14 protein-coding genes are annotated in these 25,009 nt (G+C 66.2%); 6 read left to right on the top strand and 8 right to left on the bottom strand.

Translation table 11 applies throughout. The features are described from left to right. Positions 1–60 precede the first annotated feature (60 nt). The 3 genes from FA89_RS05980 to FA89_RS05970 all read right to left on the bottom strand — a co-directional run bounded on the left by FA89_RS05980 (position 61) and on the right by FA89_RS05970 (position 6,167). Positions 61–1,956: a M61 family metallopeptidase gene (locus FA89_RS05980; protein ID WP_036139165.1), complete on the bottom strand. Its 1,896-nt coding sequence runs from the start codon at positions 1,954–1,956 to the stop codon at positions 61–63. 124 nt (positions 1,957–2,080) lie between these two features. Beyond that, a complete protein-coding gene (locus FA89_RS05975) occupies positions 2,081–2,788 on the bottom strand; it encodes a glutathione S-transferase N-terminal domain-containing protein (protein ID WP_036139163.1) in 708 nt (235 codons plus the stop codon). An 82-nt stretch (positions 2,789–2,870) separates the two neighbouring features. Beyond that, a complete protein-coding gene (locus FA89_RS05970; protein WP_036139162.1) occupies positions 2,871–6,167 on the bottom strand; it encodes a TonB-dependent receptor in 3,297 nt (1,098 codons plus the stop codon). 498 nt (positions 6,168–6,665) lie between these two features. On the opposite strand from FA89_RS05970, the gene FA89_RS05965 reads away from it, so the two are divergent. Then, positions 6,666–9,716, top strand: coding sequence for a TonB-dependent receptor (locus FA89_RS05965; protein WP_036139159.1), 3,051 nt, complete (start codon positions 6,666–6,668; stop codon positions 9,714–9,716). A 24-nt stretch (positions 9,717–9,740) separates the two neighbouring features. Here FA89_RS05965 and FA89_RS05960 read toward each other — a convergent pair whose 3' ends face one another. The 4 genes from FA89_RS05960 to FA89_RS05945 form a co-directional block, all read right to left on the bottom strand. After that, complete coding sequence (locus FA89_RS05960; protein WP_036139158.1) at positions 9,741–10,253, bottom strand: hypothetical protein; 513 nt, start codon at positions 10,251–10,253, stop codon at positions 9,741–9,743. Between the two features lie 263 nt (positions 10,254–10,516). Beyond that, complete coding sequence (locus FA89_RS05955) at positions 10,517–12,022, bottom strand: amino acid permease (RefSeq protein ID WP_036139156.1); 1,506 nt, start codon at positions 12,020–12,022, stop codon at positions 10,517–10,519. Between the two features lie 74 nt (positions 12,023–12,096). Then, positions 12,097–13,212 carry a glycerophosphodiester phosphodiesterase gene (locus FA89_RS05950; protein ID WP_081916366.1) on the bottom strand — a complete coding sequence of 372 codons (1,116 nt, stop codon included), beginning with the start codon at positions 13,210–13,212 and terminating at the stop codon, positions 12,097–12,099. Then, positions 13,212–15,503, bottom strand: a complete 2,292-nt coding sequence (locus FA89_RS05945; protein WP_036139153.1) for a TonB-dependent receptor domain-containing protein — start codon at positions 15,501–15,503, stop codon at positions 13,212–13,214. Before FA89_RS05945 ends, FA89_RS05950 begins: the two co-directional genes overlap by 1 nt. Positions 15,504–15,682: 179 nt before the next feature. On the opposite strand from FA89_RS05945, the gene FA89_RS05940 reads away from it, so the two are divergent. From FA89_RS05940 to thrC, 5 genes are all read left to right on the top strand, one after another. After that, positions 15,683–17,608 carry an alkaline phosphatase family protein gene (locus FA89_RS05940; protein ID WP_051938569.1) on the top strand — a complete coding sequence of 642 codons (1,926 nt, stop codon included), beginning with the start codon at positions 15,683–15,685 and terminating at the stop codon, positions 17,606–17,608. Positions 17,609–17,666: 58 nt separating this feature from the next. Continuing rightward, positions 17,667–19,664 carry a bifunctional 2',3'-cyclic-nucleotide 2'-phosphodiesterase/3'-nucleotidase gene (locus tag FA89_RS05935; RefSeq protein ID WP_036139150.1) on the top strand — a complete coding sequence of 666 codons (1,998 nt, stop codon included), beginning with the start codon at positions 17,667–17,669 and terminating at the stop codon, positions 19,662–19,664. Positions 19,665–20,006: 342 nt separating this feature from the next. After that, positions 20,007–21,155 (top strand): homoserine dehydrogenase, encoded by a 1,149-nt coding sequence (locus tag FA89_RS05930; protein ID WP_240003856.1) that lies wholly within the window; start codon positions 20,007–20,009, stop codon positions 21,153–21,155. Further along, positions 21,149–22,099 (top strand): homoserine kinase, encoded by a 951-nt coding sequence (locus tag FA89_RS05925; RefSeq protein ID WP_036143769.1) that lies wholly within the window; start codon positions 21,149–21,151, stop codon positions 22,097–22,099. The genes FA89_RS05930 and FA89_RS05925 overlap by 7 nt, the downstream gene beginning before the upstream one ends. Positions 22,100–22,101: 2 nt before the next feature. Further along, the gene (thrC, locus tag FA89_RS05920; RefSeq protein WP_036139148.1) at positions 22,102–23,388 is read left to right on the top strand and encodes a threonine synthase; all 1,287 of its coding nucleotides are present in this window, start codon (positions 22,102–22,104) and stop codon (positions 23,386–23,388) included. A gap of 310 nt (positions 23,389–23,698) precedes the next feature. On the opposite strand, the gene FA89_RS05915 is transcribed toward thrC, so the two are convergent. Then, on the bottom strand, positions 23,699–24,571 hold the full coding sequence (locus FA89_RS05915) for a hypothetical protein (RefSeq protein WP_036139147.1): 873 nt from the start codon (positions 24,569–24,571) through the stop codon (positions 23,699–23,701). Positions 24,572–25,009: the final 438 nt, after the last annotated feature.

Below are 25,009 nucleotides of genomic sequence, written 5' to 3'. Positions count from 1 at the left end.
GAAAATCAAGAAAAGATAACGAGAAAAGGAGAAGGGCCCCTTGCGGGGCCCTTCGGTGGTTCACTTGGTCTTGTAGAGTTCGCCCAGCCAGTCGGGCTTGCTCTTGTCGCGCTCCAGGTGGGGATACATCAGGCCACCGTGGTAGTCGATCTTGATCGTCTTGTACGTGTCGAAGTTCTTCACCAGCAGTTCGATCGGGGCGGACGTGCCCTTGGCGGCGGTGACAGCATCCTTCAGCGCATCGCCGTCGAATTCCTTGCCGTTGACGGCGACGATGTGCATGCCCGGCGAGAGGCCGGCGTTGAAGGCGGGACCGTCCCAGCGCACGTCGGAGATATCGCCCTTGGCCGACACGGCAAAGCCGGCCGAGTAGGTCAGGTCGGTGAAGTGGCGGCGCGACTCGTAGGCCTTGACCGCTTCGGAGGGCTTGTCGTTGTAGACCAGCTTCCAGCCGCCGCGCTCGATGCCTTCCAGGTCGTTGCGGTTGCCGTCGATGCGCTCGTGCAGGTAGGTGGCCCAGTCCATCGGCGCGATGCCGTTGAGGGTGGAGACCACGTCCTCGAAGGTGTACGGGTTGACCTTCCAGTCACCGTCCTTCATGCCGAAGAACGCCTTGGCGAAATCATCCAGGTTGCGCTTGTTCTTCGTCAGCTCACGCAGCTTGGTGTCCACGTCCAGCCACACCATCTGGCCGCCCGAGTAATAGTCTTCGCTCATCTGGTAGTTGCGGTACGAGAGCGGGCGACGCTGCGCGATGGTCGGATCGTTGGTGGTGTCGCCGATGCTGCGCCACGACAGGCCCGGACGGTTCTTGTCGTAGGTGGCCGCGACCATGGCCAGCAGGTCGCGCGCCTGGTCCTGCGAGACCAGGCCGGAACGGGCGGCCACGACATTGCCCCAGAATTGGGTCTGTCCTTCATAGACCCACAGCAGGCTGTCCCCCATGGGCACGTTGAAACTCGCGGTGGACAGGTCGGCACCGCGACGGTACTTGCCGTCCCACGAATGGTTGTATTCGTGCGAGAGCAGGTCGCGACCGAGCCAGCTCTTGTCCCACTCGGTGAAGTAGTTGGGATCTGCGCTGTTCTCGGAGGAGCGGTGATGCTCCAGGCCGATGCCGCCCAGCTTGTCGCTCAGCGCCAGGAGGAAGTCGTAGTGGTTGTAGTGGCGCGCGCCGTAAAGCTTGTCCATCTGCTGGACGAGCTTGCGGTGCGCCTCGAGCCCCTGGGGCGTGATTTCCAACGCCTTGGCGCTGTCGGCCACGATATTCAGGTGCACGGGCGAGCGACCATTGGGATCCAGGTCCACACGCTTGAAGTAGCGGCCGGCGAACACCGGCGAATCGACCAGATCGTCGTAGTCGATCGTCTTGAAGGTGACCGTGTCGCCGCTCTTGCTCGCCTGCTCCAGCGCGGAGCCGTACTGGAAGCCGGCGGGGAACTTGACCGAGGCATCGACCTGGATGCGATCCGCGCGGTAGCCCGCCGGATACAGGGACACCTGGTTCCACTGCACATTGACGATGTCGGGCGTCATGACGATCCGACCCTGGCGTGTGTCCTGCGGGGTGAGCGTCTGGAACTCGACGTCCACCGAGGAAGCGCCGGCCGGCACGTCCACATGGAACGCATAGACGTTGAACTCGTCGCGTTTCCAGGCCAGGCGCTTGCCGCCAGCGGTGACGACGAGGCCGGCGAACTGGTCGATCGGACCGGTGGGCGAGTGGTGGCCCGGGATCCATTCGGGGAACAGCAGGGTCAGCGGACCGGCCTTGGCCGGAATCGATTCCTTGACCCGGAAGATACGGTGGTCGGTGTCGGTGGCGTCGACGACAAGCTTGAGCGTGCCGTCGAACGCGACGTCGGCCGGCGGCGGCACATCGTCTGCGCGGGCGGCGGTGGCGCCGACGCTGGCCAGGGCGGCCAGCAGCGCGGAGGCGAGGATCGTGGATTTCAATGCATTCTCCCGTGGAGCGTGTGGGTCGCCCTGCCATCCCTGCGAGCGGGTCGGCGCGGACCCCTGGGGTCCGCGCAAGCCCTCGATGCTAAACGGCATCCCCGGGAGCGCCCTATGCCAGAGGTCACGGTTGCCGGGCGGGAATCTTCAGCCCACGCTCCACGCCGGGACGGGACATGCCCCGTTCCAGCCAGTCGGCGACATTGGCGAAGTCGTCGAAACCGACCAGCTCACGGGCGCCGTAGAAGGTCAGCAGGGTGTTCACCCAGCCAAGCGTCGCAATATCGGCGATGGTGTATTCGTCACCGACGATCCATGCCTTGCCGTCGAGCTGGCGATCGAGCACGCCGAGCAGGCGCTTCGCTTCGGCGACATAGCGCTCCAGCGGGCGCTTGTCCTCGTACTCGCGGCCGGCGAACTTATGGAAGAAGCCCACCTGGCCGAACATCGGGCCGATGCCGCCCATCTGGAAGAACAACCACTGGATCGTCTCCCAGCGCTTCGCAGGATCCTGCGGCAGGAAGCGGCCGGTCTTCTCGGCCAGGTAAAGCAGCATGGCACCGGATTCGGACAGGGCCAGCGGAATGCCGCCGGGGCCGTCCGGGTCGATCATGGCGGGGATCTTGCCGTTCGGGTTGAGCGACTCGAACTCGGGCAGCTTACTCTCGTTCTTCATGATGTCGACGAGATGCACTTCGTACGGCAGGCCTAGCTCCTCCAGCATGATCGACACCTTGACGCCGTTGGGCGTGGGCAGCGAATACAGCTGGATGCGGTCGGGATGCTGCGCCGGCCACCGGGTAGTGATCGGAAACGCGGACAGATCGGGCATGGGGCTTCCTCCAGGCGGGATGCCCTGAAGGTAGGGGGTGGCGACGGCCGATTTCAATGCCGGACGCGCCACCCCCTGTCGATCAGAACGTGTAGCGGGCCGTCAGTTGCAGCGACCAGCGCGACTGCGCGCGATCGTCCTCGCGGACGAAGGCGCCGGGGTTGTAATTACCCCTGGCATCGACCGGCAGCGCGTAGACGTACTTGCCGCTCACCGGATCGACACCCGCGAAGTTGGCCAGGCTGCGGTTGTACGGGTAGGCGATGTCACGCACCTGGCCCCACCGCTTGTTGATCATGTTGGTGAGGTTGAACACGTCCAGCCGCAGCTCGCCCTTGTTGCCCTTGAACAGGCCCGGGATCTCCTGCCGGATGGCCAGGTCCACCTCGTTGACCCACGGCGAATGCGCGCCGTTGCGCTCGGCCACGCTGCCCTCGCGCCCCTTCAGGTAGCTGTTGTTGCCCATGTACGCGTAGAACTGGTCGATCGTGGCCTGACGGGTGCCGGCCTGGAACAGCACGTCGCCGGGCTTGGGAATGTAGGCCAGGCCCAGCGGCGCCGACGTGCCCGTGGAAGCGATACCGCTGACATCGTTGCCGAACACCCAGCTGTACGGCTGGCCGGTGTGTCCGTCGTAGAACGCCGAGACCGAGGTGGTGTAATCGCCGAAGAAGCGATGCTGCCAGCTCAGCGACGCGATGATGCGGCGGCTGACCTCGAAGTTGCTGTGGCCCGTGGCGTCGGCATTGGGGTTGAACACGGCGTCGTTGGCCCAGGTGCTGGCCGCCACCTTCTCGTTACCCGAGCTGACGTCCTTCGAGCTGCCGAAGACGAAGCCCACCGAACCCGACCAGTCGGAGTCGGCGGTGAACGGCTTGGACAACTGCAGTGTGCCGTAGCTGGCCTGGCCCTTGCTGGTGTTGCTGAGGTAGATGACGTTGCCGAAGCGCGGATCGCGGTTGGCGCGCGGCGCCGCACACACGCCGTTGGCGGTGGCACAGATGTTCTGGCCGCTCGCCGTCTTGCCGACGCTGCGGAACGCACGCGGGTCGGTGGTGGTCCAGTAGCTGGCGCGCCCATCCGGAAGCTGGCCGGTCACGGCACCGAGGTTCAGGTCCTGGAAGCGCACCGCATCCTTGGTTTCCAGGTGCTCGACCTCAGCCGTCAAGACCAGGCTGGACCAGGGCAACTGGTGGTCGAAGCCCAGGCTGGCCTTCCACACCGTGGGCATCCTGAAGCCGCCATCGGTGACATCCACCTCCGGTGAGCCGCCACGGCGCGCACCAGCGGGAATCAGCGGGTTGTTGGGGTCGGCGGTGAAGCCCGTACCGTTGGACGCCGAGTAGCTGGTGAGCGAGCGGCCGTTGTTGGTGTACGGATTGGACAGCCACACGCCCGGGGGTGCGCCTTCCGAGAGGCCGATGCCGCCGCGCAGCTGCGTGGCCCGCTCGGTATCGAAGGCGTAGTTGAACGACGCGCGCGGTTCGAGCACCCCATTACCGTCGATGGTCGCGTTGTTGGGATAACCCGGGTACGCCGCGTTGAACGTGGGATTGGCCAGCGGTGCACTGCTGACCTTCGGCAGGTCGTAACGCAGGCCGTACTGCAGCGACAGGTTGCCGAGCTGCCAGGTGTCCTGGGCGAAGAAACCCCACTGGGTGAGATCCCATTTCGCGGCGATGCTGTCGAGGTTGCCGTCGGTGGGGCGGTAGACCGAGTAGCTGAAGTAGTTGCGGTTGGCGAACGCGTCGATGCTGGGGAACACGTAAGCACCGAACTCGGTACGACCGAACAGGTTGTAGAACTCGTCGCGCTGGTAATCTACGCCAGCCTTCACCGAATGATCGCCGACGTTCCACGTGCCGGCAAAGAAGCCGTTATAGGAGCGGATACCGAGGATGTTGTAGTGGCGGAATTCCTCTTCGCCCAGGTTGACAAAAGTTCCGGTGATCGTGCTACCGGTGACCACGCCGTTGGTGTACACCTTCACCTGCGGCTGCTGCGTCTGCACCGAGGGCGTGGCGTCGTACTTGGAATACGAGAACGATGCCTCGGTGGAGAACGAGTCGGTCCAGTCGTCGTACCCGTTGAGCACCCACTGCGAGTTCTCGCGGTGCTTGTCGAACCAGTAGCTCGACAGGCTGAGGCTGGGCGAGGTGGACGACGTGCTGTAGCCGTTGAGGTTGGGCTGTTCGCTCTTGGTCTTGTCGTAGCGCAGGCTGACGCGGTGGCCGTCGGCGATGTTCCAGTCCAGCTTGAACAGGCCGCGCTTCTCCTGCTGGTCGGCGCCGGCGGCGGTGGTACTGCCGGGGGTCATACCCAGGCCCGACGCGATGCTGGTGATGCGATCGAGGTCGGTCTGGCTGATCGGGATGATGTTGCCCTTGCCCGAGCCGATGGCACCGAAGTCGGGGGCCGGTGCCACGGTCTTCGATTTTTCCAGGCTGACGAAGAAGAACAGCTTGTCCTTGACGATCGAGCCGCTGAAGGTCGCCCCGCCCGTCCACTGACGCGTGTAACCCTTGAACGCGTTGCCGGCGCGATCGTCGCCCACCATGTCCGAAGCATTGCGATAGACGTAGTACGTGGAACCGTGGAAGTCGTTGGTGCCGCTCTTGGTCACGATGTTGATATTGGCGCCGACCGCGCGCTTGTTGGCCACATCGTAGTTGGCGGTCGAAATGTTGTACGCCTCGATGGCATCCAGCGACACCGGCTGGTTCAGCGCGGGCAGGCCGTTGTCTTCCAGGCCGAACGAGTCGTTGGTGGGCACGGAGTCGATCGTGATGTTGTTGTAGCGGCTGTTCTGGCCCAGCGCCGATATCTCGCCCTTGCTCTTGTTGGTGATGGTGATCGCGGGATTGAGGCGGGCGATGTCCTGGATGGACCGATTCGGCACCGGCAGCATCTTCAGCTGCTGCTGCGACACCTGCGTGCCCATACCCTTGTTGTCCGGCTGGAATATCTGCGCCATGGCCACGTCGGAGGCGTTGGCATGCACCTGCACGCCTTCCATCTGCGTGGCGGCGGCACCGGACGATGCGGCCACCGCCAGGTCCAGGCTGGTGTCCTGCGCCAGCTGCAGGAACACGCCATCGCGCTCCGCCGTACCGACGGCCGTGGTGGCGGTGACGTCGAACGGACCGCCGACGCGTAGGCCCTGCGCCTTGTAACGGCCGTCCGCATCGGTGGTAACCACGCGCGTGGTACCCGAGGGCACGTGCACGATCTGCACCGTGACGCCCGCGGCGGGTGCGCCGTCGGCGGTCAGTACCCTGCCACTCATGGACGACGACGTGTTCTGCGCGTGCGCCGTGCTGGCCGCGAGCAGCGAAGCGATGGCAGCGCACAGCCAGCGCCGTGCGATAGGTCCCTGCATGTCTTTCCCCTTGATCTGGCATCAATGCCGTGTTCCGGTCCCGGAACGGACTGCGCACCTTAGCGAGCGAGGATGACGAAAAAACGACAAGGGAACTGTGCGCTGGCGAGCAGTCCGGGCCGCCCATACAGCGTTCGCTGATGCCGCCACCCGACGACCTCGGCGACGCCGGGTTCCGCAGACGCCCGGGAACGAGGCGCGATTCCTAGGAATCGGCCTCGCAAATAAATAGCAATGCGGACGTCTAAACCTCTATACATCGCTTTTCGTTTTCCGTATAACCGATAGCAAGTGCTGCGCCGCAGCACCCTGTTCGACAGAACGGAAGCACCGCGCCCGCGCGTGTACCAAGCGGAGCGCCATGTCCCCCGGCACCTGCAGATGCCGGCCGGCAGGGCGTTATCCAGGGGTTTTGCCTTCATCACCGAATCCAGGTTTCGCCACCGCGAAGCCCGTGCATGCCTGTGGCGCGAACCACGGCCAAGGAGACGTTCCATCATGCCCAGCACCAAGCCGTTGACCCGAACCGCCCTTGCGCTTGCCCTCGGCCTTGCCGTGTGCCCCGCCGCGTTCGCCCAGTCGACCACCGGCGGCGTCTTCGGCCAGGCACCGGCCACGCCCGGCCAGTCCGTGGTGATCACCAGCGACACCGGCCTCAGCCGCGAGGTACCCGTGGACGAGCGGGGTCGTTACTCCGCCGGGCAGCTGCCGCTGGGCACCTACACGGTGACGCTCAAGGCCAACGGACAGGCCGTGGACACCCGCCAGAACGTCGTGCTCAAGGTGGGCGCAGGCACCGAGGTGTCATTCGCAGCGGCGGCGGGCACGGCCACGGCCGCCCAGGACATGAGCGGGGTGTCCGTCTCCGCGTCGGCGCTGGCAAAGATCGACGTATCCACCATTGACTCCCGCACGGTGGTGACCTCCGAGCAACTGGCCCGCCTTCCGCTGGGCCGCAACGCCGAAGCCATCGCGCTGCTGGCCCCCGGCGTGGTGAACAACGGCGGCAGCTTCAAGGGCCCCACCGGCAAGTCGTTGGTGAGCTTCGGCGGTTCGGCGGCCAGCGAGAATGCCTACTACGTCAACGGATTCTCCACCACGGATGCCCTGCTCGGCTTCGGCGGATTGTCGCTGCCGTACGGCGCGATCGATCAGCAGGAGGTCTATACCGGCGGTTACAGCGCTCAGTACGGGCGTTCCGACGGCGGCGTCATCAACGTCGTGGGCAAGCGCGGCACCAACGAATGGCACTTCGGCACGCAGGTGCTGTGGGAGCCGGCGTTCGCCCGGGCCAACCAGCGCAACCGTTACTACGAGAGCGGCCTGCCGTCGTCGCCGCGTGCCGGCAACCTCTACGCGCCGGACGGGCAGAACGGCACCGACAGCACCACGGTCAGCGCGTATGCCGGCGGCCCGCTGATCAAGGACAAGCTGTTCATCTTCATCGCCGGTGAATACCAGCGGCAGCAGGGCAACACGGTCAACCCGGTCAGCGGCTACACCAGCACCAAGCCTTACGTGGATTACACCTATAACTCGCCGCGCTGGTACGGCAAGGTGGATTGGAACATCACCGATAACCACATCCTCGAGCTGACCGGTGCCTCGGACAAGTACGAGACATCGGGCAGCATCTACAACTACGACTACGTGGGACGCACACGCCAGGCGCGCATCGGCCAGGACGACGACATCAAGACCGGCGGCGACCTCTGGTCGGCCAAGTACACCGGCTATATCACCGATAACCTGACCATCAGCGCCCTGTACGGCAAGCAGCACACCACGGCCTACGACGCCCCGGGCGGCTACGATCCGACGCTGACCTACGTCAACAACCAGGTGAACCAGAACCCCGCCCTCAACGGCGGCACCGCACGCGGCAACAGCCAGACCGTGGCCAGCCTGACACCCGCCGGCCGCGGCGGTCGCACCACGAATACGCGTTTCGACATCACCTACAAGATCGGCGACCACACGATCACCGCCGGCATCGACAACCAGACCGGCACGGCGATCGATCAGGGCAACGTCACCTCCGGGCCGGGGTATTCGTGGGAATACGGCGTGGCCGACCCGAACACACCGATCTCCACCGGCCTGGGCGTGCCCGCCACGGCGGGTTTCCCCAATGGCGCCGGCGGCTACTACGTGATCCGCAACATCAACAGCAGCCTGGCCACCGTGCGCTCCGCGCAGCGCGCTCAGTACATCGAGGACAAATGGCAGATCAACGACCAGTGGCTGCTGTCGGCGGGTATCCGCAACGACCAGTTCCAGAATTTCAATGCCAACGGCGATGCCTTCATCACCCAGCACAAGCCGCAGTGGGCCCCTCGGCTGGGTGCCAGCTGGGACGTATTCGGAGACGCGACGTTCAAGGTCTACGCGAACGCGGGACGCTACTACCTCGGCCTGCCGCTGAACCCCGCACTGAACGCAGCCGGCGGGGCGCTGACCACATCGCAATACTTCACCTACGGCGGCATTGCGGCTGACGGCACGCCCACGGCGCTCACCGCCATCTCGCCTCCCGTGGCCGCCAACAACACCTTTGGCCAGTTGCCCGATCCGAAGACGGTGACCACCCAGGGCCTCAAGTCCGAATACCAGGACGAGTTCATCCTCGGCTTCACCAAGACGCTGGGCACGGACTGGGTCTACGGCGCCAAGGCCACCCAACGCGTCCTGCGCAACGCGATCGACGATTACTGCGACATCGACGTGGTGCTGGCCAAGGCCACCTCGCTGGGCTACGACGTGACCGACCAGAGCAACCCGGTCAGCTGCTGGTTGTTCAACCCCGGCAAGGCCAACACGTTCAACCTGGTGGACACCAGCGGCAACTATGTGAAGGTGCCGCTTTCCAATGCAGAATTCGGCTTCGATCGCCTGAAGCGTCGCTACTACGCCCTGGAAACCTTCCTGGAGCATCCGTTCGCCGATGGCTGGTACGGCAAGGTCAGTTACACGTTCTCACGCAGCTACGGCAACACCGAAGGCCAGCTTCGTTCCGATCTCTACCGGGAATCCCGCGGTACCGGCCAGACGGCGGTGTCGACCACGCAGGACTGGGACAACGCGTACATCATGGTCAACACCAACGGCGTGCAGAACAACGACCACAAGCACCAGCTAAAGCTGTTCGGGTATTACCAGTTCAGTCCCGAGTGGCTGGTCAGCGGCAACCTGAGCATGATCTCCGGCGCGCCCAAGCCGTGCCTCGGCTACTTCGGCCCGGATCGCACCGACCCGGCGGGCTACGGCAACAGCTACCACTTCTGCAACGGGCTGCCGTCGCCTCCGGGAAGCCACGGCCGCCTGCCGTGGGTGCGCCAGGTGGACCTGGGCGTGACCTACCGCCCGGCCTTCGCCGATGCGAAGCTGGCGTTCAACGCGAACGTGTTCAACGTGCTGAACGAACAGCGCACGATCGGCATTTTCCCGAACTCGGAGCAGAGCCCTAACCTGGCCAACCCGCTGTACGGCACGCCGACGTCGGTGCAGCAGCCGCGGTATGTGCGGCTGAGCGTCAACTACGACTACTGAGACCATCGACGCCGGCGTGCAGACTCAGGAAGTCCAGTCGACAAGCAGAATGCCATGCATCTGCAGGTTGCCGCCAGACCACGTGAAGCCGAATACATACTCATTCATGTTGAAAAACATCCAGTCGTATCCCTCCGGCACGTCTTCGGACAGACCTAGAGGCTTGCCGTTACGGCCCAGCAACTGGAGGGTTGGCACGGGCGTGCCAGGTGTGCGATGGACAAGAAATCCGATCGTCGTACCCTGCCTCGCTCCGCGCACATTGCCCAGGACGTTAAGATCGTCAGGCTTGTTCGCCGTGATATATCGCTCACCCGGCGCGCCCTCGACAAGGAAAGCGGCCCCGTTGTTATCGCTGATCACAAAGTTATCGGTGAGTACACTCGTGCCACCAACGGCCTCTTCGAACGTCTCATCCCAGACCCTGCTACGGGCACGGCCGTCCGGATGTTTCAATCCGGATGCGTCAGCGAGTGCCCGCGCCCCCTTGTAACTGGCGAAGGCGGTTACTTCCGCGCGGTGTTCCGACTTTTTCATGATGTGCTCCCTGCGTGATGTGGAATGTGACGCCACCGGCGCCACTTCCGAGTAGAGCGCATGTGGCGCGCAACGCCATACCACCAGAAGACGTAAGCAGCGAACGAAAGGCTTGCCTACTCGCACACTTGGAACACGCCTGCCGATTCGGCTCGATGCATGAGCCCGTGCACACCCCGGCGCCAAGCCGCGTGCGCAGGGACGTCATGACATCACTGAAAGAACACAGGGTGCGTCGAGACCATCGCCACAACCACCGACACTCAGTCGCGATTGAGCTTGCTGTGCTTTATGCCGTAGGTGAAGTAGACGATCAGGCCCAGGGCCATCCAGATGGCGAAGCGCTCGAAGGTGATGGCCGGCAGGCCCCAGATCAGCGCGAGCGAGAACAGGATGCCCAGCGGCGCGACGAACCACACCGCCGGGGTACGGAACTTGCGCTCCAGCTCCGGCTTGCGCACGCGCAGCACCAGCACCGATGCGCAGATGAGGATGAAGGCGCTGAGCGTGCCGATATTGACCAGCTCGGCGACCTCGCCGATGGGCAGCAGGCCGGCGACCACGGCGGTGAAGATGCCCAGGATCATGGTCGGCCGGGCCGGCGTGCCGTAGCGCGGGTGCACGCGGGCGAACCAGGCCGGCAGCAGGCCATCGCGTGCCAGCGCGAACCAGATGCGCGCGGCACCGAGCATGAAGGCGAACAGCACGCTGATCACGCCGATGACGGCCGCTACGGCGATAACGTTGCTGAGCCAGGGCAGGCCAATGGCGTTGAACGCATCGGACACGGAGGCCTCGCCGTCGAGCGTGCCGTAGGGCACGATGCCGGTGAGCACCAGCGATACCGCGATATACAGCACCATGGCCACGGCAAGCGACAACAGCACCGCGCGCGGCAGGTCGCGCTGCGGATCACGCGCCTCCTCGGCCGCGGTGGTCAGGGTGTCGTAGCCGAACACGGCGAAGAACACCACGCTGGCACCGGTGAGCACGCCCTGCCAGCCGAAGTGGCCGATGCCCTTGGCGTCGACGATGCGCTCGGGGATGAACGGGTGCCAGTTCGCCGTGTTGATGAAAAATGCGCCCACGCCGATGACCAGCGCCACGCCGATGACCTTGATGCCGACAATGAACGTGTTCAGGCGCGCCCCCCACTCGGTCTTGACCGAGAGCAGGACGGCGACGAACAGCGAGATGCCGGCGGCGATGATGTTGAAGCGATGCCCGTCCGTCGGACCCGGCAGGGGCCGGCTGACCGACAGGCCCATGCCCAGCTTCGCCTGCTGCCAGTAGTAGGCCATGGTGTCGGCGCTCATGCTCTTCTGCGCCCACTCCGGCAGGTGCACGCCGGCCGAGGCCAGCAACACCTGCACGTAGCCGGACCAGCCGATGGCGACCACCGCCACCACCAGGGCATATTCCAGCAACAGGTCCCAGCCGATGATCCAGGCCGCGCCCTCGCCGAGCACGGCGTAGCCATAGGTATAGGCGCTGCCGGTGACCGGGATCAGGCCGGCGAACTCCGCGTAGCACAGCGCCGCGCACGCGCTGCCGAAGCCCGCGATGATGAAGCTCAGGGCCACCGCCGGGCCCGCGTTGAGCGCCGCCTGCTGGCCGGCCAGTACGAAAATGCCCACGCCGATGATGCCGCCGATACCGATGGCGGTGAGCTGCCACAACCCCAGCACACGTCTGAAGTCCTTGCGCAGGCCCACTTCGGCCTGCAATTGCTCGACGGACTTGTGCCGGAGGAACCTGGCTAATGACATCGGATAATCCCTTATGACTGGCTGAGCCGGGATCATAGCGGGGCAATCCACCGATGTCTGTCAGGCAAACGGCCTCAGTGAGCGTCCAGTGCCTTGCGCCCCAGCGCCGGATCGTCGGTGAAGAATGCATCGATGCCGGTGGCCAGATAGGCGCGGATTTCCGCCACCGACCCGGCTTCGTTGCGCGCCGCGTCGCCGCCAGCGTCGCGGAAATCGGCCGCCAGGAAGTGGTTTTCCGGCCGGAAGGTGTACGGGTGCACTTCCAGTCCGGCCGCGTGGGCGTCGTGCACCAGCGGCGCCACCGGCGCCAGTCGGCCGTCCTTCGTCAGCGGAATGATGCTACGCGTGGACGGCCCGATGGCATCCGCATACGCGGCCACCGTCTTGAGCCCCGCCGGCGTCATCATGGCGCCGTAGGTCAGCGAGGCATCGTCGGCGGGGTGCTTGTCCGGCGCGTCCATCAGCTGCAGCAGGCGGATGTTCGGATGGCTCTTACCCAGCTTGCCGTGCAGGTAGCGGAGGTTGCCCACCTCGAACGACTGGATTTCCACCGGCGCCGTGCGCGTGTAGGCATGGGCGGCCAGCATCGCCAGCAGCTTGTCCTCCATCGGCAGGCCGATGCCGTGGAAATAGGTGGCGTGCTTGATCTCCGGGATCAGGCCGATCACGCGGTGCCGGGCCGAGGCTTCGGCGGCGACGAACTCGATCATCTCCTCGAAGGTGGGCACGGTGAACTGGCCGTCGTAGGCCGTGTTCGCCTTGCGGATGTCCGCCAGGCGCTCGCGCGCCCGTAGCGTCTTCAGTTCGGCAAGGATGAAATCCTCCGTGAACCAGCCGGTGATCGTCTCGCCGTCCACCACCTTGGTGGTGCGGCGCGCTGCGAATTCCGGATGGGACGCCACGTCGGTGGTGCCGCCGATCTCGTTCTCGTGCCGCACCACCAGCACGCCATCCTTCGTGGAGACCAGGTCGGGCTCGACGAAGTCGGCCCCGTCCGCGATGGCCACGGCATAGGAGGCCAGCGTGTGCTCGGGGCGCAGCGCGCTGGCCCCGCGATGGCCGATGACGAGCACCCTGGCGGCGATCGGCGCGGCCGGGGCGACGGCAGGGACCGGGGCGGCGGGCGTGGACATCGGCAGCGCTCCAAGCAACAGGACCAGGGCGGACGAGGATAGAACAAGCGCCTTCATCAGAAATCCGCCGATAGGGTGACGAAGGTCTGCCGCGGTGCACTGGCGTGGAAGGCGAGCGAGCGGCCTTGCGCGTCGGTCGCCCCGAACGCGGACAGGTTGCTGGCGTAGCGATGGTCGGTGAGGTTGGTGACATTCAATGCCAGGGTCAGCGCCTTCAGGCTGCCCATCGCGCCGAACGCGTAGGCCGCGCCGAAGTCGAACGCCGTGGCGCCGGCCACGCTCTGGTCGTTGGTGTACGTGTAGTAGCGCTTGCCGGTGTACTTGCCACGCAGGCTGGCCGACCACGGGCCATAGGTGTAGCTGACTTCGCTGGCGAACATGCGCTTGGGCGTATCCACCGTGGTCTTGTCCTTCACCGGCACGACCACGCCATTGGCTACGTAGTTGTCGTCGTATTTCGAGGTGTTGAACGAGGCCGAGTTGTACCACTCGAAACCGCGGATCGGTTTCCAGATGAAGGTGAACTCCGCGCCGCGGCTGGACACCGAACCCACGTTAACGAACGCGGTGTTGCAGCCCGGCCGCGTGCCCTGCTCGATGCTTGAGCACGGGTTGAGCGACAGCAGGCGGTTGTCGAACTTCACGTCGTACAGCGCCACGGAAGCCTCGTACGCCTGGCCGACACTGCGGAAGCCGCCGTCGATCGAGCGCGACTGCTCGGGCTTGAGGTCGGACTTCGACCCGTCGAACGCGGCCTGCCCCACCGCCAGCGGACCACCGGCACCGCCGCCCTGGAACGCGGCGATGTTCTTCGCGTACGACAGGAACAGCTCCTGGCCCGGCGCCAGCTGGAAGGCCAGGCCCGCCTGCGGCAGCAGCGCCTTGTCCGCCTTCAGGGTGCCGTTGGCATAGGGACTTTCCACGCCCGGGCCTTCCACCGCCTTCATCGTGGTGTGCGGGCTCTTGACGCCGAAGTCGACGGTCAGCCGATCGTCCATCGCCTTGAAGCTGTCCTGCAGGTAGGCCTGCCGGGTGGTGATCGTATAGTCCTGGGAGAACAGGCGGCGATCCGGATCCGACAGGTAATAGTTGTCGCTGACCGGCCCGTCGATGTAATAGAAGTTGCGCTCGACATGGTGGTCGTTCTTCTCGTACCACACGCCGCCTTCCACGTGGTGGCCACCCAGGTCCCACGCCAGCGACGCAATGGCGCCGTTGCGATTGATCGTGTAGTTGGTGCTGCGGATGGAGATCGGCAGTTCCTCGGCCGTGCCCGGGTTGGAGCGCTGGCCCGGCGACCACCAGTGGCCCTGGCCGGCGTTCTCGTGATGGTATACCTGCGTGTGCAGCGTGGCGCCGTCCGCCACGGCGAAATCGCCGGCCAGGTAGTAAAGATCATCACGGCGCAGGGCGCGGCTCTGGTAGTAGGCATCGTCGATGTTGTCCACGCCACCGGAAAAGCCGCAGCGCGGGTCCTTCACGCCGCCTTTGGTGTAGACCGGTGCGCAGTACGCCGCGGCCAGCGCGCGGTTCCAGTCCGGCGCATACAGGTTCCAGTCCCAGCCCAGGCCACGCTGCAACCCGCTCTTGGACAGGTAGGCGTAATCGGCCTGCGAGGTGCGCGAGGTGTCGGCGAAGCCGGTGATGCGATTGCCGTCGCCGAACTCGTACACGGCCTTGCCGTTGAACTGTTTGGTGTCCGTCTTCGAACCGGGCTGCGCCCACATGTCCGCATCGGCCCTGGCGCCGGACAGGTACATGGAGAAACCCTTGTAGTCACCGGAATCCAGGCGGACATACGTGCGGCGGTTGTGGTCGCTGCCGAAGGTCTGTGCCACCTTGCCGCCGAAAGTCTTCGACGGGTCGGCCGAGAAATACTGGATGGCGCCGCCCAGGTTGCTGGTGGACGCGGTGCCCAGCGCGCCGATGCCCTCGGACAATTCCACCGTGGCCATGTTCTCGGCGATCAGGGCGCGCGAGATGTTCAGGCCGTTGTAGTTGCCGTAGGCGTTGTCGCCCAAGGGCAAGCCGTCCAGCGTGTAGCCCAGGCGCGTGGCGTTGAAACCGCGTAGGGTGATCGTCTGCGACTCCTCGTTGGCACCGAACGCGTCGTTGGACTGCACGGACACGCCGGGAAGGCGATTGAGGATCTTCTGCGGGCTGGTGCCGGGCGGCAGCACCTTCTGGTCGTCGGGCACGATGCGCTGCACCTGGCGCGTCTCGCCCTGGCCGATCACGGATACCGCGTCCAGGTCCTGGGTTTTCGGCGGCGGCGTGTCGTCCGCGTGGGCCTGCATGGCAAAGGCGGAAGCGAGGGCGAGGAACAGGGCACTGCGGCAGGGCTTCATCGATGGTGGCTCGTCGAACGGAGGAAGCCGCCAAGCGTGACCGCGCACTGTGTACATTTTCTTACGAAACCAAGACGGTGCCGCGCACGGTGACGATCGTCACGCGGGGCGGCGCGGTACCGATATTGCAACACGCACGCCTCACCATGGCCCGTTTTACCCTCACGCGGAACTGATCCATGCATCCTCTCGCCCGACTCGTCGCCCTTCCCCTGGCCGTACTGACCATGCAGGCCCACGCGGCGCATCGCGTCATCGTGTTCGTCTGGGACGGCATGCGGCCGGATGCCATCAGCGCGGACGACACGCCGCACCTCGCGGCACTGGCGAAGCAGGGCACGTTCTTCGCGGACAACCACGCCACGTACCCGACCTTCACCATGGTCAACGCGTCCAGCTTCGCCACCGGCTCCTTCCCCGGGACCATCGGCTTCTTCGGCAACCGCTTCTGGGCGCCCGGCGCGAACGGTGCCGATGCCAAGGGCGCGCCGGTGGACTTCAGCGTGCCGATCTTCACCGAGGACTACGCGATCCTGCGCGACCTGGACGACCACTGGCACCACGACCTCCTGCAGGCACCGACCCTGCTGGAACGGGCGCGCAAGGCCGGGCTGAAAACGGCCGTGGTCGGCAAGTCGGGCCCGGCCTTCCTCCAGGACATCCACGAGGGCGGCCTGATCCTCGACGAGAACGTGGCACTGCCGCTCGCCTTCGCGCAGAAGCTGCAGCGCGCCGGGTTCGCGTTGCCCGCCAACACGGTGCATGCGTACGATCCCGACCACTTCCACCTGGAGCCGGACAACGGCACGCCCACCGCGCAGTTGCCGCTGGTCACGCTGAAGGACGGCGTCACCTCGGATGCCTCCGACGGGGCCGGCGCGCCGCCGACGCCCTCCAACGCGTTCCTGATGAAGGCCTTCCTGGAGTACGTGCTGCCGGTCGAAAAACCCGATGTGAGCTTCGTCTGGCTGCGCAACCCGGACGCGACGCAGCATGCCTACGGCGTGGGCTCGCCGAACTTCCACCTGGCGCTGCGTGCGCAGGACGAACTGCTGGGGCAGTTGCAGGATCGGCTGCAAGCGCTCGGCATGGCCGCCGACACCGACCTGGTGATCGTCTCCGATCACGCCCACAGCAACGTCGCCGGCCCGGCGGATCTTTTCCCGCTGCGGCAGATCGCCGACGGACGGGTCGGACGCATCGATCCGGAATGGGGTTTCTCCAGCGCGGGCGCGATTCGCCTGGCTGACGAAATGACGCGTGCCGGGCTGCCCGCCTTCGACGGCATGGGCTGCATCTACGCACCGGTGATGGCCGGCGTGAAGGCCGACGGCACGCCGCTGCGCCCCACCCGCTTCGACGACGACGGTCGCGTCTGCGGCAAGCCTGGCCCATACACCACGCCGTCGTACAAGCTGCCCGCCGACGGCGCGGGGAAGGCGTTCGTCCTCGCACCCAACGGCGGCAGCGAATACCTCTACCTGCCCTCGCACGATCGCAACCGCATCGTGGACGCCGTGCGCTTCCTGCAGAGCCACGAGATGTTCGGTGCGATCTTCGTCGACGCGCGTTACGGGAAGATTCCCGGCACGCTGCCGCTGGCCACCGTACACCTGGAAAACACCCGCTCGCCCGACATCGTGGTCAGCTACGACTTCGATACGGAAGCGACGGTGCAGGGATTCAAGGGCACCGAGTACACCAGCATGTCCAACGAGCGCGGCATGCACGGCAGCTTCAGCCCCATCGACGTGCACAACCTGCTGCTGGCCAGCGGGCCGGATTTCCACAAGGGCCTGCGCAGCGAACTGCCCAGCGGCAATGTCGACCTCGCACCCACGCTGGCCGCCGTGCTGGGCGTGAAGCTGGGCAGTCCGGACGGGCGCGTCCTGCGCGAGGCGCTCGAAGGGCATGAGGCCGGCCGGTTGAGTGTGCGCCCGGTGGATGTCACCACCGACACCGCGCATGGCCTGGACGTACGCCGCGTGGACGGTAGCGCGATGCAGCGCTCGGCCTATCGCTTCGTGCTGAAGACCAAGCAGCTGGACGATAACGGCAAGGTCTACACGTATTTCGACCAGGCCAAGGCCGAGCGCCTGCCCTGACCGCCCGCGTTTCTGCTAGCGTGCCGACCGCACTCCCGATTCCACACGGACCTTTCCGATGCTCAAGTCCCTCGCACTGGCCACGCTCTCGGCCGCCCTGCTCGCCGGCTGCACCACGGCGCAGAAAGCCGATACCGTCACGCCCCGTTCCGGCAGCGTCGCGAACGGTTCGACGCTGGATCTGGCGATCCTCGAAACCACCGATATCCATTCGAACATCCTTTCGTACGACTACTACAAGCAGAAGAACGACCCCAGCTTCGGCTACGAGCGCTTGGCCACGTTGATCCGGCAGGCGCGCAAGGAGTTCCCGAACACCGTGCTGTTCGACAGCGGCGATACCATCCAGGGCTCGGTGCTGGCCGACTACCAGGCGATGGTCAAGCCGGTGGGCTGCGACACGGAGCTGGGCATCTACGCGGCCATGGACGCGATCGGCTACGACGGCGGCACGGCCGGCAACCACGAATTCAACTACGGCCTGCCCTTCCTCGCGCAGGTGACCAACACGCCGATGAACGTGGATGGGGTGAAGCCCGCGGCGTGTGCCGGTCCGAAGTTTCCGCTGGTGCTGTCCAACGTCTACAGCGCTCGCGACAAGCAGCCGATCTTCAAGCCGTGGACGATCGTGAGCAAGACGGTCGAGGTGAAAACCGCCGACGGCAAGACCGTGCCGACCACGTTGCGCATCGGCATCATCGGTTTCACCCCGCCGCCCATCCTCGACTGGGACAAGCGCAACCTGCAGGGCAAGGTCACCGTCGACGGCGTGGTGGAAGCCGCACAGCGGTACATGCCGGAGGTGCTGGCACAGAAGCCCGACCTGGTCGTCGCCATCCTGCATGGCGGCCTCAATACCGCGCCGTACACGCCGCAGATGGAGAACGGCGGCTGGTACCTCGCCGGCGTTCCCGGTATCGATGCGTTGCTGCTCGGCCATTCGCATACCGAATTCCCGGGGCCGCGCTACATGGGCATGAAGGACGTGGACGCGAAGCGCGGCATCGTGCGCGGTGTGCCCGCCGTCATGGGCGGCTTCTTCGGCAAGGACCTGGGCGTCATCAACATGACGCTGGCACGCGATAACGGCCGCTGGGTGGTGCAGAAGGACAAGAGCCATAGCCAGGTCCGGCCGATCTGTCCGAAGAAGAACGAGTGCGTGCCCGTCGATCCCACCATCGCACCCATCGTGATGCCGGCCCACGAGGCCGCGGTGGCTTACGTCAACACGCCGATCGGCGCCACCGACCACGACCTGACCAGCTACTTCGCCGACGAAGGCAACATGAGCGCGCTGGCGGTGGTCAACGCCGCGCAGGCCGACTACGCCCGCGACGAGATCGCCCGCGCGCATCCGGAACTGAAGGACATACCGGTGATCTCGGCGGCCTCCGCCTTCCGCACCGGCTTCGGTGGCCCCGACGACTACACGGACGTGCCTAAGGGCCCGATGACGATCCGCAACGCGGCCGATCTCTACTTCTATCCGAACACGCTGGCGGCGGTGAAGATCGACGGCGCGGCGGTGAAGGCGTGGCTGGAAAAATCGGCCACGCGTTTCAACCGCATCGATCCGACGAAGGAAGATGAGCAGACGCTCACGGGCAAGCTGGTGCCGTACAACTTCGACCAGATGCAGGGTGGCATCACCTACACCATCGACATCACCCAGCCGGAAGGGCAACGCATCGGCGACCTGCGCTACAAAGGCAAGCCGATCCGCGCCGACCAGTCCTTCATCGTCGTGACCAACAGCTATCGCGCCAACGGTGGCGGCGAGTTCCCGGGCATGAACGGCGAGTCCGTGGTGCTGAACGCGCCCGACGGCAACCGCGAGGTGGTGATCCGCTGGATCCAGGCGAAGAAGACGATCACCGGCAAGGACGTCGACCCGCGCTCGTGGCACTTCGTGCGCGTCAAGACGAAGGGTCCGGTGACCTTCACCGCCGCGTCCGGCAAGCAGGACATCGCGGCGGCACAGGGCCTGGCGATCACGCAGGTGCACGACAACGGCGACGGCACGGCCGTGTACGCGCTGGACCTGTCGAAGCGCTGAAGGTGCGTGCCTCGGTTTCCACCCGCCATCATGGCGGGTGGAAACCCGATTCAAACCGCTTGACAGCCGCTATCACGCGGGCATAACGTCGGGCTCATGTCTTCCCTTGCGCCCGCGCTGCATTTCCTTACGGCCTCCACGGCCGGCACGCGTGCGTCCGTGACCACCACCGCGACTACAACGACTACGACCATTACCATGGTCGGAGGATCGGAGTTCGCGCGCGCCTAGTTCTTGTCGCTGCCGGCCCCGACCTCCCGCAGGACGGGACCGGCGCCGGAACTTCCAGCCGACACCCTCCCTCCTGATGTGACCAAGGGCCTCTTACCGGAGGCTTCGATCGTGTCCATCGCTGTCGCGTTACCCCGCTCGCCCTTACGTGCCGCGCCCGTACGCGCCGCCGTCCAGCCCCTCGTCGTGCATGTGGGCGTCGTTGGACCCGGCAAGGTCGGCAGCGCACTGCTGAACCAGCTACGCGGCGCCGCACCGCGCCTGCGTCGCGACTTCAACCTGGAGCTCAGCCTGCGCGGCGTCAGCGACAGCCGCCACATGTGGCTGGATTGCGACGACGACGCCCTCAACGCTCGGCAGCACGGCGCCCAGACCTGGCGCCCGGTGGAACTGGACGAATTCGCGGCCTATGTCGCCGGCGACGGCAGCCATGTGGCCATCCTGGCGGACTGTAGTGCCAGCGACCGGGTAGCGGACCACTACGCCGGCTGGCTGGGTGCCGGCATCCATGTGGTCACGCCCAACAAGCGCGCGGCCAGTGGTCCGCTGGAACGCTGGCGACAGATCGGCGCCGCGGCCGAGGCCAGCGGCGCCCACCTGTATTACGAGGGCACGGTGGGTGCCGGCCTGCCGGTGGTGCAGACGCTGCGCGACATGATCGACACGGGCGACGAGCTGACCGCCGTCGAAGGCATGCTGTCGGGCACGCTGGCCTGGCTGTTCAACCGGTTCGACGGCTCCGTGCCGTTCTCGGCGCTGGTGCGCGAGGCGCATGCCATGGGCTATACGGAGCCCGATCCGCGCGACGATCTGTCCGGCATGGACGTGGCACGCAAGGTCGTCATCCTCGCTCGCGAGGCCGGCCTGGCGCTGTCGCTGGAGGATGTCGCCGTGCGAAGCCTGATTCCCGCGGAGCTGGCCGAGGCCTCCCGCGAGGCCTTCATGGACCAACTCGCCCTGATGGATGCCCCGATGGCCACGCTGCTGGCCGATGCGCGGTCGGCAGGCGGCGTGCTGCGCCATGTCGCCCGGCTGGACGGCGGTCGCGCCAGCGTCGGCGTGCAGGTGGTCGAGGCCGACCACGCCTTCGCCCATTCGAAGCTGACCGACAACGTGCTGCGTTTCGCCACGCGCCGTTACTGCGACAATGCACTGGTCGTCCAGGGGCCGGGTGCCGGCCCCGAAGTCACGGCCGCCGCGGTGTTCACGGACCTGCTGCGCGTGGCCGGCGCCATGGGAGTAAAACGGTGCGCATGCTGAACGAAGATTCCTCGCCTCTGGCCCGCGCGGATGTCGCGGTGGCGGAGGCCTATGCCAGTGTCGGCAATGTCGGCATCGGCTTCGATATCCTGGGCCACAGCGTGGCCGGCGCGGGCGATCGCGCCGAGGTGCGCCGCATCGCCGAGCGTGAGGTGCGCATCGCCGCCATCCATGGCGTGGTCACCGACCTGCCGCTGGCCGCCGCGGACAACACCGCCGGCGCCGCGTTGCTGTCCATGATGCACGCCCTGTCCCTACCCTTCGGTTTCGAGCTCACGCTGCACAAGGGCATTGCGCTGGGTTCGGGCATGGGCGGATCGGCCGCGTCGTGTGTCGCCGCATTGGTCGCCGCGAACGCCCTGCTCGACGAGCCGCTGCCGCGCGAGGCGCTCTATCCGTTCGCGCTGGACGGCGAGGTGGTGGCCAGCGGCAGCCGGCACGGCGACAACCTGGGGCCGATGCTACTGGGCGGCCTGGTGCTGTCCACCGACACACGCCTGGTGCGCATTCCCGTGCCGGCGGCATGGCACTGCGCGCTGGTGCATCCGCATGTGGTGCTGGAAACGCGCCGGGCGCGCGCCGCGTTGGCCGGGCACTACGCCCTGGGCGAGTTCGTCGCGCAGAGCGCCCACCTGGCCCTGGTGCTGGCAGGCTGCTACCGCGGCGATACCGCCCTCGTTCGCGAAGGCCTGTCCGATGTGCTGGTCGAGCCGCGCCGTGCGCCCCTGATCCCCGGCTTTGCGCGGGTCAAGCAGGCCGCCCTGGACCACAGCGCCCTCGGCGCCAGCATCTCCGGCGCGGGACCCAGCGTGTTCGGCTGGTTCGAGGATCGCGCCTCGGCGCAGGCCGCGGCACAGTCCATGCGCGCGGCGTTCGCCGCCACAGGCCACGACAGCGACGTGCTGGTGGCACCGGTGGACGGCCCCGCGGCGAGGGTGTTGTGACCATGCGCTACGTCAGCACGCGCGGCGATGCCGCGCCCGTTCGCCTGAGCGATGCGATCGCCGCAGGCATCGCACCCGACGGCGGCCTGTATGTCCCGGACGCCATGCCCTCGGTATCGCCGCCACCGCGCGGTGGCACGCTGGCCGATACCGCGTCGTGGATGCTGCGGCCCTTTTTCGCGGGCGATCCGCTGGAAGCGGCGCTACCGGCCATTTGCGCCGATGCGTTCGCGTCTCCGGCGCCACGCCGGGCGTTGCCGATCGACGGCGCGCACGTGCTGGAGCTGTTCCACGGGCCGACGGCCGCCTTCAAGGATTTCGGCGCGCGGTTCCTCGCCGCCTGCCTCAGCCGACGGCGTCGCGAAGGCGACCGCCCGCTGACCATCCTGGTCGCCACCTCGGGCGATACCGGCGCAGCCGTGGGCGCGGCATTCCACAACCTGCCGGGCGTGCGCGTCGTCATCCTCTATCCGGACAACCGTGTCTCGCCGCGCCAGGCCCACCAGCTGGGCAGCTTCGGCGGCAACGTGCGCGCGCTGCGCGTCGAGGGCAGTTTCGACGATTGCCAGCGACTGGTGAAAGCCGCGCTGGGCGATCCCGCCCTGCAGGCGGACGTGCCGATGTCTTCCGCCAACAGCATCAGCCTGGGCCGCCTGCTGCCGCAGATGGCGTACTTCGGCCATGCGGCCATCCATGCGGACGAACCGATGAATACCATCGTGCCCACCGGCAACCTCGGCAACGCCGTGGCCGCGTTGTGGGCTCGGCAGATCGGGCTGCCCCTGGGCGAGGTGGTGTTCGCCTGCAACGCCAACGACACCCTGCCGGCCTTCTTCGGCGGCCAGCCGTATCGCCCTCGCGATGCGGTACCCACCATCGCCAATGCCATGGACGTGGGCGCGCCGAGCAACTTCGAGCGCCTGGTCCACCTGTTCGGTGGCGAAGACGCGGCGCGGGTCCACGGCCATGCCGAGGGCGTCGACGATGCCCAGATCCGCGACGTGATCCGCCGGCATGCCGCCAACGACGGCGAGGTGTTCTGCCCGCACACGGCCACCGCCATGCGCGTGTTCGAGCGTCTGCGCCTGGCAGGCGATCGTCGCGCGTGGACCCTGGCCGCCACGGCCCACCCCGCCAAATTCGAGAGCGTGGTCGAACCCCTGATCGGTCGCCTCGTCGCCGTGCCCGAAGCACTGAACGCCATGCTGGCGCGGGAAGCCCACGCCGAACCGCTGGCCGCCGACGGCCGCCTGTTCGCCGACTGGCTGCGCCAATGGGCGCACGGGTAACGCAGGGCACACCCGTAACCCAGGCGCGGCGAGGCACCGCGGCCCCGAGGGTAGGAGCGCACGCACGTGCGCGAACCCTCAGCCTTACACTGAGGCGAATGAAGCCACCCGCCAGACCATGCGAGCGCTTCCGTGCATCCGGCGTGCGCTTTTCGGACGCACGGAAACGCTCGCATGGCTGTGGGGGGACGGCATCGATCGCCTTTGCCGTGGTGAGGGTTCGCGCACGTGCGTGCGCTCCTACGCCCTTATTGTGCGGATCCGTCACCCGGACGGATCCGCACTGTCGATATCCGCCAACCCGTACGTGTCAGGGTGCGGGGTTGTCCAGCAGCGCCCTGATCGATTCGCCGGCACGGGTCACGGCGCCTAGTGCGCCGGTGGACGACGACGCCGGCAGGGTCTGGGTCGCGCGACGAAGAAGCGAATCCAGTCGCCCCTCGGGGTCGTAACGGCCCTGGCGATCGATCGAGGTGCCATCGGCTCCACGCGCCGCCTGGAGCGTGCCGTCCGCGGCGTAGACAAGCGTCACCGCATCGTCGAGTATGACCACCCGGTCGTCGCTGACCAGGAAACTGGACGTACCGAGGGTGGACATCGCCCGCACATGCCGGCCGTCCGCTTCCGGGGTGACGGTCCAACGGACCGTTTGCTCGCCTTCGGTCACCTCGCGCACGGCCAGCTCCCCCTTGTCGAAGGTATCGACGATGGCCAGCCGGGGAGCACGGGCGGACGGATACCCGCCCGCCTGGCAATACACGGGAAATGGACCACCCAGATCGATGCTGCGGTTGGCGTAAGGGCCCAGCGGCATGCCGAACGCGATCTGGTAAAGGGAAAAGCCCGCCGGGCAGGAGTACACGCCGGGGCCACCGTCTTCGAAGCGCATCCACTCGGCGTCGCCCCCGGGACGATCGTGCAGGTACTGGTAGATGTAGTCGTAGCCCGAGTCGGTGGTACGAACCACCAGCAACTGGCATTGCAGGTAGCCGCTGTTGTCGCAGTCCTGCCACATGGCGCGCATCGAGGCTTCGGCCGGGTCGCGGTAATACTGGCCTGCGGCGCGGTACTCGGCGAAAGGCGGCGGTGCGTCGTCCGCCTGGGCCAGAGGAGAGATCGCGAGGAAAGTGCATGCCGTGAGCCGCGCCATGCTGCGCGCTCCGACCGTCCGTTGCTTGGTCATGGAATCATCCTTTTGGGGAGACATCGTAGGAACGTGGCCATTCTGGTAGGCGGAAATCCGCACGGTCAATGCGGCCCATGCGATGCCCGTCACACTCCGAAAAGTTGTCCGTTTTTCTCATTTTCGAGGGCATACCACTTTGTCGCAGGCCGCAGTCCCATGCGCCTGGACGCAACGGACCACAGCCACGGGCGTCTAGCCGTCCAAACATCCGCGCAAGAATGTTTCATCCGAAAGTGTTGACACGACGATCAGAACTGGCATACGTTCGATCGCATGACGCAGCGCACCACCCATGGCCGCTTTGACCTGTCCCGCCTCCCGGCGGTAGACGGCAAGCTGCGTCTCGGTGGCGGCCTCCTTCTCCTTAGCCTTGTACTTATTACCTGCGGAGGTGCGGGCTGAGGGCAAGTGTCCAGGTGAAACAAGCAAAACCTG

This window comes from Luteibacter sp. 9135 (assembly GCF_000745005.1).
Lineage (GTDB): Bacteria > Pseudomonadota > Gammaproteobacteria > Xanthomonadales > Rhodanobacteraceae > Luteibacter.
This window is presented reverse-complemented; position numbering and strand designations above follow the sequence as displayed.